Consider the following 15,910-nt stretch of genomic DNA (forward strand, 5'->3'; position numbering starts at 1 on the left):
GCACTTCGCTGCGGCGTTTTCATTTTTGCGGTGTATTTCAACGCATTCGCTTTTATTTTCTCGCCGGAAAATTGGCGGTTAAACGACCATAAAAATAAATAAACCGTCAATTGTTGCCGGACGGTGAAATAATAATTAACCGATAATTAAACTTTCAGCGCTGCGCGGCGACAAAACGCCTAAAAATTTAACTTTACCCTACGCCGTCCACCCGGTGGATTCAAAAAAATTTGCAAACATTAAAAAAATGTTTTTATTTAAAAATCAATAAATTAACCATAAAAACCACACAAAAAACACGTCATTTCGCCGCTCTACTTCCCCGCCTTATGATCCAAATCAAATTTTCCCCTATACTGCTTTGCTAGTATCTCATTGCGTTGTTTTAACCCTTAAGAGCGAGAGTTAGTTTGAAAACTGACAGCCCCTTCGATCTGATTTTACCTGCGGCCACGGCGAAAATCGCTGAAGATGCCGGCGTGTATAAAGCCACCAAACATCCGCTGAAAACGTTTTATTTGGCGATCACCGCCGGTGTCTTCATTTCCATCGCCTTCGTCTTCTACATCACGGCGACCACCGGCACCGCCGGCGTGCCTTTCGGGCTGGCGAAACTGGTCGGCGGCATCTGTTTCTCTCTCGGGTTAATGCTGGTGGTGGTGTCAGGCGCCGACCTGTTCACCTCTACCGTACTTATCGTCATCGCCAAAGCCAGCGGCCGTATCAGCTGGGGCCAGCTGGGCGCCAACTGGCTGAACGTTTATCTCGGCAATCTGGTCGGCGCACTGTTCTTCGTGGCGCTGATCTGGTTCTCCGGCGAGTATATGGTCGCCAACGGCCAGTGGGGCCTGAATGTCCTGCAAACCGCAGACCACAAGCTGCATCACACCTTTATCGAAGCCGTGTGCCTCGGCATTCTGGCTAACCTGATGGTCTGCCTGGCGGTCTGGATGAGCTACTCCGGCCGCACTCTGACCGACAAGATGCTCGCCATGGTGCTGCCGGTCGGGATGTTTGTCGCCAGCGGCTTCGAACACAGCATCGCCAACATGTTTATGATCCCTATGGGCATCGTGGTCAAACACTTCGCCACGCCGGAGTTCTGGCAAGCCGTAGGGGCGGTACCTGAGCAATTCGCTCATCTGACAGTAAGCAATTTCATCATCGACAACCTGATTCCGGTCACCATCGGCAACATCATCGGCGGCGGTCTGCTGGTTGGGTTGACTTACTGGGTAATTTATCTGCGCGGGGGCCGCGAACAGCACTAAGCTGTGAGTTACCGCGCGCAGAGTTAGAAATCCACAATCAAAGGTAGGTGTACAATGACCGAACTTAACGAGAAATTAGCCAACGCTTGGGAAGGTTTCAGCAAGGGTGACTGGCAGAATGAAGTCAACGTTCGTGACTTCATCCAGAAAAACTACACGCCTTATGAGGGTGACGAATCCTTCCTGGCTGGCGCAACTCAAGCCACCACCACCTTGTGGGACAAGGTTATGGAAGGGATCAAACTGGAAAACCGCACTCACGCGCCGGTTGATTTCGACACCAACGTTGCTTCAACCATCATTTCTCACGACGCGGGTTACATCGCCAAAGAGCTGGAAACCATCGTAGGTCTGCAGACCGACGCCCCTCTGAAACGCGCGCTGATCCCGTTCGGCGGCATCAAAATGGTCGAAGGTTCGTGCAAAGTGTACGGCCGCGAACTGGATCCGCAGCTGAAAAAAGTGTTCACCGAATACCGTAAAACCCACAACCAGGGCGTATTCGACGTTTACACCAAAGACATCCTGAACTGCCGTAAATCCGGCGTGCTGACCGGTCTGCCAGATGCCTACGGCCGTGGCCGCATCATCGGCGACTACCGCCGCGTGGCGCTGTACGGTATCGACTTCCTGATGGCCGACAAACTGAACCAGTTCAAATCGCTGCAGGAAAAACTGGAAAACGGCGAAGATCTGGAAATGACCATCCAGCTGCGCGAAGAGATCGCTGAACAGCACCGCGCTCTGGCTCAGATCAAAGAGATGGCCGCCAAATACGGTTACGACATCTCCGGCCCGGCCACCAGCGCGCAAGAAGCGGTGCAGTGGACCTACTTCGGCTACCTGGCCGCGGTAAAATCCCAGAACGGCGCCGCCATGTCCTTCGGCCGCGTGTCCACCTTCCTCGACGTGTTCATCGAGCGCGACATTAAGGCGGGCAAACTGACCGAAGAACAAGCGCAGGAACTGATCGACCACCTGGTGATGAAACTGCGTATGGTGCGTTTCCTGCGTACCCCTGAGTACGATGAGCTGTTCTCCGGCGACCCAATCTGGGCAACGGAATCCCTGGCCGGTATGGGCGTCGACGGCCGTACCCTGGTCACCAAAAACAGCTTCCGCTTCCTGAACACCCTGTACACCATGGGGCCGTCTCCGGAGCCGAACATGACCATCCTGTGGTCTGAGAAGCTGCCGCTGAACTTCAAGAAATTCGCGGCGAAAGTGTCCATCGACACCTCTTCCGTTCAGTACGAAAACGACGACCTGATGCGCCCTGACTTCAACAACGATGACTATGCCATCGCTTGCTGCGTCAGCCCGATGATCGTCGGTAAACAAATGCAGTTCTTCGGCGCCCGCGCCAACCTGGCGAAAACCATGCTGTACGCCATCAACGGCGGCGTTGACGAAAAACTGAAAATGCAGGTCGGCCCGAAAGAAGCGCCGATGATGGACGAAGTGCTGGACTATGACAAAGTCATGGCGCGCATGGACCACTTTATGGATTGGCTGGCCAAGCAGTACGTGACCGCGCTGAACATCATTCACTACATGCACGACAAGTACAGCTACGAAGCTGCGCTGATGGCGCTGCATGACCGTGACGTTTATCGCACCATGGCTTGCGGCATCGCCGGTCTGTCCGTGGCGGCCGACTCCCTGTCTGCCATCAAGTACGCGAAAGTCACCACCATTCGCGACGAAGACGGCCTGGCCATCGACTTCAAAGTGGAAGGCGAGTATCCGCAGTTCGGTAACAACGACGCTCGCGTCGATGACATCGCCTGCGACCTGGTGGAACGTTTCATGAAGAAAATTCAGAAACTGCGCACCTACCGCAATGCGGTACCGACTCAGTCCGTACTGACCATCACCTCCAACGTGGTGTACGGTAAGAAAACCGGTAACACCCCGGATGGCCGCCGCGCAGGCGCACCGTTCGGCCCAGGTGCCAACCCGATGCACGGCCGCGACCAGAAAGGCGCAGTAGCCTCCCTGACCTCGGTAGCCAAACTGCCGTTTGCCTACGCGAAAGACGGGATCTCCTACACCTTCTCCATCGTGCCGAACGCGCTGGGTAAAGACGACGACGTGCGTAAAGCCAACCTGGCGGGCCTGATGGATGGTTACTTCCACCATGAAGCCTCCATCGAAGGCGGCCAGCACCTGAACGTCAACGTGATGAACCGCGAAATGCTGCTGGATGCGATGGAAAACCCTGAGAAATACCCTCAGCTGACCATCCGCGTTTCCGGTTACGCCGTGCGCTTCAACTCGCTGACCAAAGAGCAACAGCAGGACGTCATTACTCGTACCTTCACTCAAACGATGTAATACGCCAACCGGGCGGGAAACCGCCCGGTGCCAACGTCGGGGCCGGTTCTGCCGGCCCTTTTCTCCCACCGCTCTCCCCTGACTCTGTACGAGTCTGTTTTGCCGGACATCTATACTGAATGGATAGCCGGCAAAACAGTTATCCGGCAACTGACCTGCCGACAGGCATCATTACCCCCGGTGGCGGGCTCACCCCGCCACTGCATCGCAGATACCTGGCCGGCGGCCACGCGCCTATTTTTAGACTGCGTTTGACAGTCAATATTGGAGAAAACCCCGCAATGTCAGTAACTGGTCGCATCCACTCCTTCGAATCCTGCGGCACCGTCGACGGGCCCGGGATCCGCTTTATCGTCTTTTTCCAGGGCTGCCTGATGCGCTGCCTCTATTGCCATAACCGCGACACCTGGGATACCCACGGCGGCAAAGAAGTGACCGTCGAAGAGCTGATGAAAGACGCGGTGGCCTACCGCCACTTCATGAACGCCTCCGGCGGCGGCGTGACCGCGTCCGGCGGCGAGGCGATCCTGCAGGCTGAATTCGTGCGCGACTGGTTCCGTGCCTGCCACGCCGAAGGCATCAATACCTGCCTGGACACCAATGGCTTCGTGCGCCGCTACGATCCGGTGATCGACGAGCTGCTGGACACCACCGATCTGGTGATGCTGGACCTGAAACAGATGAATGACGAGATCCACCAGAACCTGGTCGGCGTCTCCAACCACCGCACGCTGGAATTCGCCCGCTACCTGGCGAAACGCAATCAGCGCACCTGGATCCGCTATGTGGTGGTGCCGGGTTGGTCAGACGACGATAAGTCGGCGCACCTGCTGGGCGAGTTCACCAAAGACATGACCAACATCGAGAAAATCGAGCTGCTGCCCTACCACGAGCTGGGCAAGCACAAATGGGTGGCGATGGGGGAAGAGTACAAGCTGGACGGCGTTCATCCGCCGAAGGCCGAGACCATGGATCGCGTCAAAGGCATCCTGGAAAGCTACGGCCACAAAGTCATTTACTGATTGGCGCAGCGCCAAAGAAAAACCGGCTCATAGCCGGTTTTTTTATGCTCAGGCGGCGGCGAACGGCGTGTGATGGTGATCCGGCTTCTGCTTCTTCAGCAGCATCAGCAGGTAAACCAGCGCCACGGCGGCGATCATCACGAACAGCACGCGATCGGAGTAGTTTTGCATCAGCAGCGCCGTCATCGACGGGCCCAGCAGGCTGCCGATGGTGTAACTCATCAGCAGTGCCTGGTTCATCGCCACCAACTCGTGCGGTAGCGCCTTCTCGCAGGCCCAGGACATCGCCACCGGGTACAGGGTAAAGCCGGCGCAGCCGAGGATGAACAGCGAAGGCGCCATGGCGTAGTTGCCGAGCATCGCTACGCTGGCGAGGATCACCACGAACACCTGAATGCGCAGCACCAGCAGGCGCCCGTAACGATCGGCCAGCCGCCCGACCGGCCACTGGCCGACGATGCCTGAGCTGACCAGCAGCGCCATCCAGTAACCGACGTTGGCGTCGCTCATGCCCTGATGGGAGAGGTACAGCGGCATCAGGCCGTACAGCGAACCGAGCACGATGCCGGAAATGATGCAGCCATTGATGCCGAGGCGCGCGCTGCGGCGTCTCAGCATTGTCCACACCGCCGCCTGCTGCGGCTCGTCTTCATGGCGGTTGACCCGCGCAAACAGCATCGGCAACATCGCGCTGATCACGATGGCAGTCACCCACGGCACCACGTGCAGCAATTCCGTCGAGGTCATGCTCAACAGCAATTGGCCGGTCACCGTACCGAGGTAATAGACAATCATATAGGCCGCCAGCAGCTGGCCGCGGTTGCTGAGATTGCCGCTGCGCAACAGCGCGCTTTCCACGATCACCCAAATCCAGGCGCAGCCGACGCCGGCGAAGAAGCGCCAGCCCAGCCAGCTCCAAAAATCGATCGACAGCACCATGCCGGCGGTCGCGGCGGCGAACACCAGACAAGAAAGATGATAGCTGCGGGTAAAGCCGACGCGCTGGATCAGTTTGCCCGCCACCAGCGTGCCCAACAGGTTGCCGCTGAAATAAGAGGAGCTGACCATTCCCACCTGCCAGGTCGACAGCTGAGCATGGGTTAACCAAAGAGGCACGAGCGTATTCAAAACGGCAATGGATACCGTGAGCAGCAAGAGACCGCAGAGCAATAAGAGCACTGGGCGGGAGTATGCGGACATAGTGAAATTGTGACCGAACGCGCAATGAGAGTGCGCGCATCATGCCACTGGCGATAAAAAAGTCAATCGCCTCTTATCATTCCACCGCACGATTTGTTTCCGGCTAACTGGCTGAAAAAGCGCTATGCTCAGCGCAGAGCGAATTTGACGACAAAGAGGCAAGATGAGTCAGGCAAATGATGCGGCGGTAGAGGCCCTGCTGGCAGACATCGGCAGCACGCAAGGTGACCTGCTGGCCATTGTGCAGCAGGTGCGGCGGATCGCTGCGGCGAGCGGCAACGGCGTCACCGAATCGGTCAAATACGGCGGCATCATGTTCTCGCATAGCCAATTTTTCTGCGGCGTTTTCGCCTATCGCCACCACGTTACAGTGGAGTTCGGCCACGGCTCCCGTTTGGAAGATCGTTATCACCAGCTCGAAGGCAGCGGCCAGTATCGGCGACACATCAAGCTCCACTCGCCCGACGAGGTGAAAAGCAAGCATCTGGCGGACTACATTCAACAGGCTTATACGCTGGCGACGGGCTGAATTCTCGGCATAAAAAAAGCGCCCTCAGGCGCTTTTTTCGTGGTTTGTCGTTTAGCCGATGTATTCCAGGCCGCCCATATATGGACGCAGCACTTCAGGTACCTGAATGCGGCCGTCGGCCTGCTGGTAGTTTTCCAGCACCGCCACCAGCGTACGGCCAACCGCCAGGCCGGAGCCGTTCAGGGTGTGGACCAGACGCGGCTTCTTGTCGGCTTTGCTGCGGCAGCGCGCCTGCATGCGGCGTGCCTGGAAGTCCCACATGTTGGAGCAGGACGAGATCTCGCGATAGGTATCCTGCGCCGGCAGCCACACTTCCAGATCGTAAGTTTTGCATGCGCCGAAGCCCATGTCGCCGGTGCACAGCAGCACCTTGCGGTAAGGCAGGTTCAGCAGCTGCAGCACTTTTTCCGCGTGGCCGGTCAGCTCTTCCAGGGCATCCATCGAATCTTCCGGACGAACGATCTGCACCATTTCAACCTTGTCGAACTGGTGCATGCGGATCAAACCGCGGGTGTCACGGCCGTAAGAACCGGCTTCCGCACGGAAGCATGGCGTGTGTGCGGTCATTTTCAGCGGCAGAGATTCCTCTTCCACGATCTCGTCGCGCACCAGGTTGGTCAGCGGCACTTCCGCCGTTGGGATCAGCGCATAGTTGCTGCTGTCGGCTTCTTCTTCCAGCGGACGGGTATGGAACAGATCTTCGCCGAACTTCGGCAACTGGCCAGTACCGTACAGCGTGGCGTGGTTGACCAGGTAAGGCACGTAGGCCTCCAGGTAGCCGTGCTGCTCGGTGTGCAGATCCAGCATGAACTGGGACAGCGCGCGGTGCATGCGGGCGATTTGCCCTTTCATCACCACGAAGCGCGAACCGGTCAGCTTAACCGCAGCGGCAAAATCCAGCCCGCCGGCCATTTCACCCAGATCGACGTGATCGCGCACCGCGAAGTCGTACTGGCGCGGTTCGCCCCAGCGGGTCACTTCCAGGTTTTCGCTGTCGTCTTTACCATCCGGCACGGCGTCGTCCGGCAGGTTAGGCAGCGTCAGGGCGTAATCGCGGATCTCGCTCTGCAGCGCATCCAGCGCCGCCTTGGCGGCATCCAGCTTGTCACCCAGCTCGTTCACTTCGCGACGCAGCGGCTCGATGTCTTCCCCACGCGCTTTGGCCGCGCCGATGGATTTCGATCGGGAGTTGCGTTCCGCTTGCAGCGTTTCAGTTTCTACCTGCAGAACTTTGCGACGTTCTTCCTGCGAACGCAGCAGATCCAGATCGAGTTTAAAGCCTCGGCGAGCCAGTTTGACGGCGACTGCGTCTAGCTCATTACGCAGCAGATTGGGATCGAGCATGCTAATCCTGTGCTTGTTGTTATTGAAAGAAGTGTTGTTGTTCTATGCGGCTGATTTATAGCCGCATAAAAGAAGAGTGATACCCGCTAACCTTACCGCAACGGCCTCGCTAGCGGTAGCGTTTTGTCGGGCTATTTTGATCCTGCTCAGCCAGCCATGCCAACTTTTCGCCGATTTTCCCTTCCAGCCCACGCGAGGTCGGTTGATAGTAGCGCGTATGGGCCATTTCAGGCGGGAAATAGTTCTCGCCGGCGGCGTAGGCGTTGGGTTCGTCGTGGGCGTAACGGTACTCCGCCCCCAGCCCCATCTCCTTCATCAGCTTGGTCGGCGCGTTGCGCAGGTGCTCCGGCACGTCATAATCGGCCTGCTCTTTGGCGTCGCGCATGGCGGCCTTGAACGCGGTGTAGACCGCGTTGCTCTTCGGCGCGCAGGCGAGATAAACGATCGCCTGCGCGATGGCGCGCTCGCCCTCCGCCGGCCCCACGCGGGTGAAGCAATCCCAGGCGGCGATCGCCACCTGCATGCCGCGCGGATCGGCATTGCCCACGTCTTCAGAGGCAATCGCCAGCAGGCGGCGGGCCACATAAAGCGGATCGCCGCCGGCGGTAATGATGCGCGCATACCAGTACAGCGCGGCGTCCGGCGCCGAGCCACGCACCGATTTATGCAGCGCGGAAATCAGGTCGTAATAACGGTCGCCCTTGTTGTCGAAGCGCGCGCTGCGTTCGCCCGACACCTCTTTCAGCAGCTCCGGTGTCAGCACCCGCACGCCTTTGGCGTCTAACTCCGCCATGTCCGCCATCATTTCCAGGCTGTTCAGCGCCCGGCGCGCGTCGCCGCCCACCAGCTCCGACAGCAGGCGGCGCGTTTCCGCCGGCAGTTCGACGTTCTGATTGCCAAAGCCGCGCGCCTTGTCGCCCATCGCCTGATCCAGCACCTGGCCGATATCTTCGGCGGTCAGCGCCTTCAGCAGGTAAACGCGGGCGCGGGACAACAGCGCCGAGTTCAGCTCGAACGACGGATTTTCGGTGGTGGCACCGATAAAGGTGATGGTGCCGTCTTCAATGTGCGGCAGGAAAGCGTCCTGCTGGCTCTTATTGAAGCGGTGCACTTCGTCGACGAACAGGATGGTGCGGCGGCCGGCGTCGCGATTTTGCCGCGCCCGCTCGATCGCTTCGCGGATCTCCTTGATACCGGAGGTCACGGCGGAGATCCGTTCGACATCCGCCTGACCGTAACGGCCGATCAACTCTGCCAGCGTCGTCTTCCCGGTGCCCGGCGGCCCCCATAAAATCATCGAGTGCAGCTGCCCGGCCTCGATGGCGCGCGGCAGCGGCTTGCCGGCGGCCAGCAGGTGCTGCTGGCCGATATACTGCGCCAGCGTGGTCGGCCGCATACGCGCGGCCAACGGCTGGAACTCGTTCTGGGAAAAATCGAGCGACAGATTATTACTCACTTGCACCTCACTGGCGCTGGTCGTCCAGCGTCACCCCCTTCGGCGGGGTAAATTTGAATTTGGCCGGATCGGCGGCGACGTTCTGCTGGCTTTTCAGCGTGTAGGAACTGCGCTGGCCATCCTGCTCCACCGCAGCGAAGCTACGAATGGTACCGCTGTTGGTCACGCTGATGGCGAACTGCTTCAGGTTGCCGCTGGCGGACTTCGGCGTCAGCTCGAAATCATCGCCCTTTTGCTTCACGTTGTACTGTTTCCAGTCGCTGGCATTATTGCGGGTGATCAGCATAAACGGCGTATTGCCGGTGGCGTTCTTCAGCCAGGTCGCCGTCACCTGCTCGACGAACGGGTTATAGAACCACAGGGTCTGGCCATCGGAGACCAGCACGCTCTCATCGGGCGACGTCATATGCCAGTTGAACAGGTTTGGCCGCTTCACCCACAGCTCGCCTTCCCCCTGTTGCACCGCGGCGCCGTCGGCGCTGGTCACGGTTTGTGAGAAGCTGGCGTGGAAACTGTTCACCTTCGCCAGGCGACTTTGCAGATCCTGCGCGGCATCAGCCAGCACGGAGGTAGAAGCGAATCCCGAAAGCAGACAGCAGGCAACTAACAGTTTTTTCATTATTCCAGATACCTTATGAAATGCGTTAACCGCAGGGCGACGCCGTGCGGGTCAAATCAACCCTTTACCCGCTTACTTTACCCGAAGCCGGCGATCGGCCGGTAGGCCAATGTTCCGAGAAGAAACGGGTTTACGCTTCTTTGCACAAGGGCCGCTTAAGCGGCCCTTTCTTATTGAATTGCAATGGCTAAACGACCATCAATCGTGCCGAGGCGGCGCCAGCACCTCGCGGTTGCCGTTGTGCCCCTGCTCGCTGACGATGCCCTGCGCTTCCATCTGTTCGATGATGCGCGCCGCGCGGTTATAACCGATACGGAACTGGCGCTGCACGCCGGAGATGGAGGCGCGGCGTTTATCCACCACGAAATCCACCGCCTGGTCAAACAACGGATCCAGCTCTTCGTCACCGTCCATTCCGCCGCCGGCACCGCCCTCGCCGTCTTCGCCGCCGCTGAGAATGCCCTCTTTATATTGGGGCCGCTCGCGCGCTTTCCAATCCTTGACCACCGCGTGCACTTCCTGATCGCGCACGAATGCGCCATGTACGCGCACCGGAATCGAGGAGTTCGGCGCCAGATAGAGCATGTCACCCATACCCAGCAAGGACTCGGCGCCCCCCTGATCGAGGATGGTGCGGGAGTCGATTTTGCTCGACACGGTAAAGGCGATACGCGTCGGGATGTTGGCCTTGATAAGACCCGTGATCACATCCACCGACGGACGCTGGGTCGCCAGCACCAGGTGGATACCCGCCGCACGCGCTTTCTGCGCCAGACGAGCGATCAACTCTTCGACCTTCTTGCCGACCGTCATGATCAGATCGGCGAATTCGTCGACCATCACTACGATGTACGGCTCCTTCTCCAATACCGGCGGCGTGATGTCCATGCTGTCGGTCGGCTTCCAGAACGGATCCGGGATCGGGCGCCCCATCGCTTCGGCCTGATCGACGCGCTCGTTGTAGCCGGCCAGGTTACGCACGCCCAAGGCAGACATCAGCTTGTAGCGGCGTTCCATTTCACCCACGCACCAACGCAGCGCATTGGCGGCGTCTTTCATGTCGGTGACCACATCGGTCAACAGGTGCGGAATGCCTTCGTAAACCGACAGCTCCAGCATTTTCGGGTCGATCATGATAAAGCGCACTTCTTTCGGCGTGGCTTTATACAGGATGCTCAGGATCATGGCGTTGACCCCGACCGACTTACCGGAACCGGTGGTACCGGCGACCAGCAAGTGCGGCATTTTGCCCAGATCGGCCACCACCGGCTCGCCGGAGATGTCTTTACCCAATACGATGGACAGCGGCGACGGGTTGTCACGGAAGGCCGGGCAATCCAGCACTTCGCGCAGGTACACCGTTTGCCGCTTGGCATTCGGCAGCTCCAGACCGACGTAAGGCTTGCCGGGGATCACTTCCACCACGCGCACCGCCGAAGTCGACAGCGAGCGCGCCAGATCGCGCGACAGGTTGGAAATGCGCGCCGCTTTAACGCCCGGCGCCAGATCCAGCTCGAAGCGGGTGATGACCGGCCCCGGCAGGATGTCCACCACATCGGCTTTCACGCGGTAATCGGCCAGGCTGGCCTCCACCAGGCGCGCCTTCTGTTCCAGCGCGAAGGAGTCGACCGGCTCCACCTCTTTCGGCGCTTCGGTCAGCAGATCCAGCGTCGGCAGCGGCGTGGTCGGCTTCTGCAGCGGCTGATCGTTGCGCATCAGGAACGGGTGAATCAAGCTGTCCATCGCCGGATGTTGCTCGGCCTGAGTTTGCTGAGGCGGCTGCTGCACCGGTTGCTGCGGCTGCTGATATTGCGGCTGCGACGGCTGCTGATACTGCTGTTGCTGCGGCTGTTGGTACTGTTGAGGCTGCGAGTGCGATTGCTGAGGTTGGGCAACCGGCGCGGCAGGCTCAAACTGGCCGAACGGCACGTCGTCCTCTTGCTCGCTTTGCTGTTCAATGCGCTCTTCAAGCTGCGGGGACAGCGTGAACATCGGCTCGCTCGGGCCATCGTCCACTAAATCCGCCATCGGCGAGAAGCTGAAAGCATTGCGGGTATCGACCGGGCTGGCAGCCGGCGCCTGCGGGGCCGGTTCTTGCTGGCCGTAGCGCGCCTGCTGCTGCTCGGCGAACGCCTGGCGCAGCGCGGCCTCTTGCAGCGCCTCTTCGTCGTTCTGTTGATAACCTTCGCCGTAACGTTGGCTCTGCTGTTCGGCAAACGCCTTGCTCAGCTCAGCTTCCTGCAGGGCGCTCTCGTCATCTTGCTCCGGCGCATAGCTTTCGCCGTAGCGTTGGCTTTGCTGCTCGGCAAACGCCTGACGCAGCGCAGCTTCCTGCAGCGCCTCTTCTTCCTGCGGGCTCACCGCCGTCGGCTGCTGAGGCTCCACCTCGGCCTGGCGCTGTTCCTGCTCGGCCGCACGCTGCGAAGGCAGCTTGATGCCGTAAGAAGCCAGCTCGCGGCGGGTCGGAATACGTACCGGATTCGGCCGAGGCAGCTCAGGACCGATGCCCTGTTTAACCTGCGGATTGCCGTCGCTGGTGGCCGTGAAAGCCGGCATGAAGGTCGCCGCTGCGGCGCCCGCAGCGGCAGCGGCTGCCGTATCCAGCTGTGGCTTGGCGCCGGTGGCGCTGAAACCACCCGCTCCGCTGACGTCGGCACTGTCGCGCTGCGCGGCAGTAAAATCAAAGGGAGAACGCGCCGGCGGCTGCGGCGCAGCCGGCTCTTGCCAATTGCCCAGGCGCGGCTCATCGTCGTCCCGATAAGGGTCGACGGGACGCGTCGCCTTAGGCGCAGGCGTTTCTTCCGGGATTTCGAAGGAATACAGCGGCGGCGTGGCGTCTTGCGCCGGGGCGCTCACCGGGTGCTGATTGACCGAGGTCGGCGCGGCCGGCGCCACCGTTACCGACGGCGCCTGTGTGGCGATCGGTGCGGCAACGGGCTCGTGGATCTCTGCCGTCACCGCCGGTGCAGGCGAAGCCGCCGGCGCGATTGGCGCGGCGTCGGCTTCAACCTCACCATCGTCGGCTCGCAGGCCGCTGAGCAACGGATCGGCGGCGTCTTCCGCCGCCTCTTTGGCGCTTTCGGTGACCGAAGGCGCGGAGAACAGCACGTCGTCATCGGCGGCCGCGGCTCCGGCGGCGGTCGCGCCAACCGCGGCTGCGGCGCCCTTCCCTGCCAGCTCAGGCTCGTCGTCAACGTAACGTTCGTCATCCTCGAAATAGCGCTCTTCGCGGCGTGAGCGGTTGGTCATCACCGTCGCGACGCCCAGCACAGCACCGCCGATCTTCTCGGCGATCACCAGCCAGGACCAGCCGGTAAACAGCGTCAGCCCCGCCGCCCACACGCACAGCAGCGCCAGCGTGGCGCCGATGCCGTTGAACCACGGCAACATGGCGTTGCTCAGCAGGCTGCCGATCACGCCGCCGGAAGCGAAGTAATAGAGATCGTCAACGTTCAGCGCCGCCAACCCACAGGAGGTAAGCACTAACGCCAGGGTGCCGATCAGGCGCAGGGAGAGCGCGAAATAGTCGATGTAGTCTCTGTTGCCGCGCTGGCGATAGGCCGCCCAGCACAGGACCAGCATGATCGGCGGTATCGCGTAGGCGAGCACCCCGAAGGTGAAGAACAGCGTGTCGGCCAACCAGGCCCCAACACCGCCGCCCAAATTGTGAATCGGCTCATGCCACGCGGTCTGTGACCAGCTTGGGTCAGACGGGTTGAAGCTGACCAGCGCAGCCATGAGGTAAACGGCAAAAATCGCTACCACGATAAGCACAGCTTCCAGCAAACGCCGGCCACTGCTGAGTCTTTTCAGGGTAACTTCTTTATCTTCTGTATATTCCTGGCTCAAGAAAGGCTCTCCAGGTTCCTGTTAGCTGACATAGCAACAGCGCCGAGAAGCTTCCCCGGCGCCGAAACTGTATGAATAAACAGGAGTGTAACCAATTTAATCAGGTTTTGCACCTGCACCTTACCGTGTTTTGATAACCAGACGGTTACTCTGTTTCACTTCTTCCATCACTACGTAGGTACGGGTGTCGTTGACCCCCGGCAAACGCAGCAAGGTTTCACCCAACAGTTTGCGGTAAGCCGACATGTCCGGTACGCGGGTTTTCAACAGGTAGTCGAAATCGCCGGAAACCAGATGACACTCCTGAATTTCTTCAAGCTTCTGCACTGCCGAGTTGAATTGCTCAAACACATCCGGCGCGCCGCGGTTCAGCGTGATCTCCACGAAAACCAGCAGGGACGCATCCAGATAATGCGGGTTGAGCAATGCGGTATAGCCATGAATGAAACCCTGGCGCTCGAGACGGCGCACGCGTTCTAAACATGGTGTCGGGGATAACCCCACGCGCTTCGAAAGCTCGACGTTCGAAATACGCCCATCCTTCTGCAGCTCATTCAGGATGTTGCGGTCGATACGGTCAAGATCTTTACCCGGGCGTTTCTTGTTGTCTGCCATTATTATTGTCTCTCTTATTTTCTTCCGTGCACTTGCCACACCCTAGCCAACGTCAATGTGTAAGGGTTCGTTCCAAGCGAAGACCCGATGCCTGTCATATGCTTCTTCACTACCATCATTCCACGCCGCGCAGCCTGTCTGTCCAACCCCGCGCGACGCCGGTAACGACGTTTAGGTCGAGAAAAAATCTGCAAACGCTTGCGCGCCCTGCTCCGCACATCCACCGCGCATTGCCGCCTCGCGGCGCAAATACGTACGATTTGCTGGTGTTACGGGGATAATTTCTTCTTCCTATGATGTTTTCGCAAATGCGCAGCGGATTGTCAAAGTAAAAGAAGCAAAATCAGAACAACGTACCGTCACGAAAAGTCTGCATCCCATTTTTGGTTATGAATCGCTGGCAGATAAACCCCGGCAGGGAGCGGCTGAAGTCGCAGAAGGCGCCGTTTTTGCGCGGTTGGCGATTCGGCAGCCGAATGCGGCTTTGATAAGGTAAATTTCTGCGTTCAGCGTACGATTTGCCGACAGCGGGTGCATTAATAGGCGACAACTATCATACAAATCGTTAACAACGTCGCCCGGCGCTTTTTTTACTGCGCCATTTTCCCTACAATCGGTTCCATTGTCCGCCATTGTGGAATAAAGAGGTTATTCATGGGCACGGCTAAACATAGCAAATTACTGATTCTGGGCTCCGGCCCGGCCGGTTACACCGCCGCCGTTTACGCGGCGCGCGCCAACCTGAGCCCGGTGCTGATCACCGGTATGGAACAAGGCGGCCAGCTGACCACCACCACCGAAGTGGAAAACTGGCCGGGCGACGCCGAAGGCCTGACCGGCCCGGCGCTGATGGAGCGCATGCGCGAGCATGCGGAGAAGTTCCAGACTGAAATCGTCTTCGATCACATCAACAGCGTTGATCTGCAGCAGCGTCCGTTCCGCCTGTTCGGCGACAGCGGTGAATACAGCTGCGACGCGCTGATCATCGCAACCGGCGCCTCCGCCCGCTACCTTGGCCTGCCTTCCGAAGACGCGTTCAAGGGTAAAGGCGTTTCCGCCTGTGCGACCTGCGACGGTTTCTTCTACCGCAACCAGAAAGTCGCCGTGGTCGGCGGCGGCAACACCGCCGTTGAAGAAGCGCTGTACCTGTCCAATATCGCCGCCGAGGTTCACCTGATCCACCGCCGCGACAGCTTCCGTTCGGAGAAGATCCTGATCGACCGGCTGATGGAAAAAGTGAAAAGCGGCAATATCGTGCTGCACACCGACCATACGCTGGACGAAGTGCTGGGCGATGAAATGGGCGTGACCGGCGTGCGTATCCGCAGCACCAAAGCGGAAAACGAAACCCGCGAACTGGAACTGGCCGGCGTGTTCATCGCCATCGGCCACAGCCCGAACACCGGCATCTTCGGCGGCCAGCTGGAGCTGGAAAACGGCTACATCAAGGTGCAGTCCGGCATTCACGGCAATGCGACCCAAACCACCATCCCCGGCGTCTTCGCCGCAGGCGACGTGATGGATCACATTTACCGCCAGGCGATCACCTCCGCCGGCACCGGCTGTATGGCGGCGCTGGACGCAGAGCGTTACCTGGACGGCATCGCCGGCGCAGAAGTCTGCTAAGACTTTCTCGCCACCAGCAAAAAGCGGCTCTCGAGCCGCTTT

11 protein-coding genes are annotated in these 15,910 nt (G+C 59.3%); 5 read left to right on the plus strand and 6 right to left on the minus strand.

Features of this window, described 5'->3' with window-relative positions; genetic code table 11:
* The first annotated feature begins 410 nt into the window (after positions 1-410).
* From focA to pflA, 3 genes are all read left to right on the plus strand, one after another.
* Entirely contained in the window at positions 411-1,271 is an 861-nt protein-coding gene (gene focA / locus WCL58_RS04145; protein WP_019454548.1) for a formate transporter FocA, read from the plus strand.
* A gap of 54 nt (positions 1,272-1,325) precedes the next feature.
* The gene (gene pflB / locus WCL58_RS04150; RefSeq protein WP_016928324.1) at positions 1,326-3,608 is read left to right on the plus strand and encodes a formate C-acetyltransferase; all 2,283 of its coding nucleotides are present in this window, start codon (positions 1,326-1,328) and stop codon (positions 3,606-3,608) included.
* Between the two features lie 281 nt (positions 3,609-3,889).
* A complete protein-coding gene (pflA, locus tag WCL58_RS04155) occupies positions 3,890-4,630 on the plus strand; it encodes a pyruvate formate lyase 1-activating protein (RefSeq protein WP_015377324.1) in 741 nt (246 codons plus the stop codon).
* Positions 4,631-4,678: 48 nt separating this feature from the next.
* Here the strand turns inward: pflA and WCL58_RS04160 are convergent, their stop codons facing one another.
* On the minus strand, positions 4,679-5,830 hold the full coding sequence (locus WCL58_RS04160) for an MFS transporter (RefSeq protein WP_033637849.1): 1,152 nt from the start codon (positions 5,828-5,830) through the stop codon (positions 4,679-4,681).
* Positions 5,831-5,993: 163 nt separating this feature from the next.
* Between WCL58_RS04160 and WCL58_RS04165 the strand changes: the two genes are divergently transcribed.
* Positions 5,994-6,359 (plus strand): DUF1801 domain-containing protein, encoded by a 366-nt coding sequence (locus WCL58_RS04165; RefSeq protein ID WP_102984912.1) that lies wholly within the window; start codon positions 5,994-5,996, stop codon positions 6,357-6,359.
* Between the two features lie 51 nt (positions 6,360-6,410).
* Here WCL58_RS04165 and serS read toward each other — a convergent pair whose 3' ends face one another.
* The 5 genes from serS to lrp form a co-directional block, all read right to left on the minus strand.
* On the minus strand, positions 6,411-7,703 hold the full coding sequence (gene serS, locus WCL58_RS04170) for a serine--tRNA ligase (protein ID WP_038880767.1): 1,293 nt from the start codon (positions 7,701-7,703) through the stop codon (positions 6,411-6,413).
* Positions 7,704-7,812: 109 nt separating this feature from the next.
* Positions 7,813-9,099, minus strand: a complete 1,287-nt coding sequence (locus tag WCL58_RS04175; RefSeq protein ID WP_060421860.1) for a replication-associated recombination protein A — start codon at positions 9,097-9,099, stop codon at positions 7,813-7,815.
* A gap of 67 nt (positions 9,100-9,166) precedes the next feature.
* Positions 9,167-9,778 (minus strand): outer membrane lipoprotein chaperone LolA, encoded by a 612-nt coding sequence (gene lolA, locus WCL58_RS04180; protein WP_019454555.1) that lies wholly within the window; start codon positions 9,776-9,778, stop codon positions 9,167-9,169.
* 198 nt (positions 9,779-9,976) lie between these two features.
* Entirely contained in the window at positions 9,977-13,627 is a 3,651-nt protein-coding gene (locus WCL58_RS04185; RefSeq protein ID WP_336850583.1) for a DNA translocase FtsK 4TM domain-containing protein, read from the minus strand.
* 120 nt (positions 13,628-13,747) lie between these two features.
* Positions 13,748-14,242: a leucine-responsive transcriptional regulator Lrp gene (gene lrp, locus WCL58_RS04190; protein ID WP_004928318.1), complete on the minus strand. Its 495-nt coding sequence runs from the start codon at positions 14,240-14,242 to the stop codon at positions 13,748-13,750.
* 654 nt (positions 14,243-14,896) lie between these two features.
* Between lrp and trxB the strand changes: the two genes are divergently transcribed.
* Complete coding sequence (gene trxB / locus WCL58_RS04195) at positions 14,897-15,868, plus strand: thioredoxin-disulfide reductase (RefSeq protein ID WP_047727946.1); 972 nt, start codon at positions 14,897-14,899, stop codon at positions 15,866-15,868.
* Positions 15,869-15,910 lie beyond the last annotated feature (42 nt).

Origin of the sequence: Serratia sp. TMDUHS_CL (genome assembly GCF_037137105.1) — a bacterium.
Taxonomy (GTDB): Bacteria; Pseudomonadota; Gammaproteobacteria; order Enterobacterales; family Enterobacteriaceae; genus Serratia; species Serratia nevei.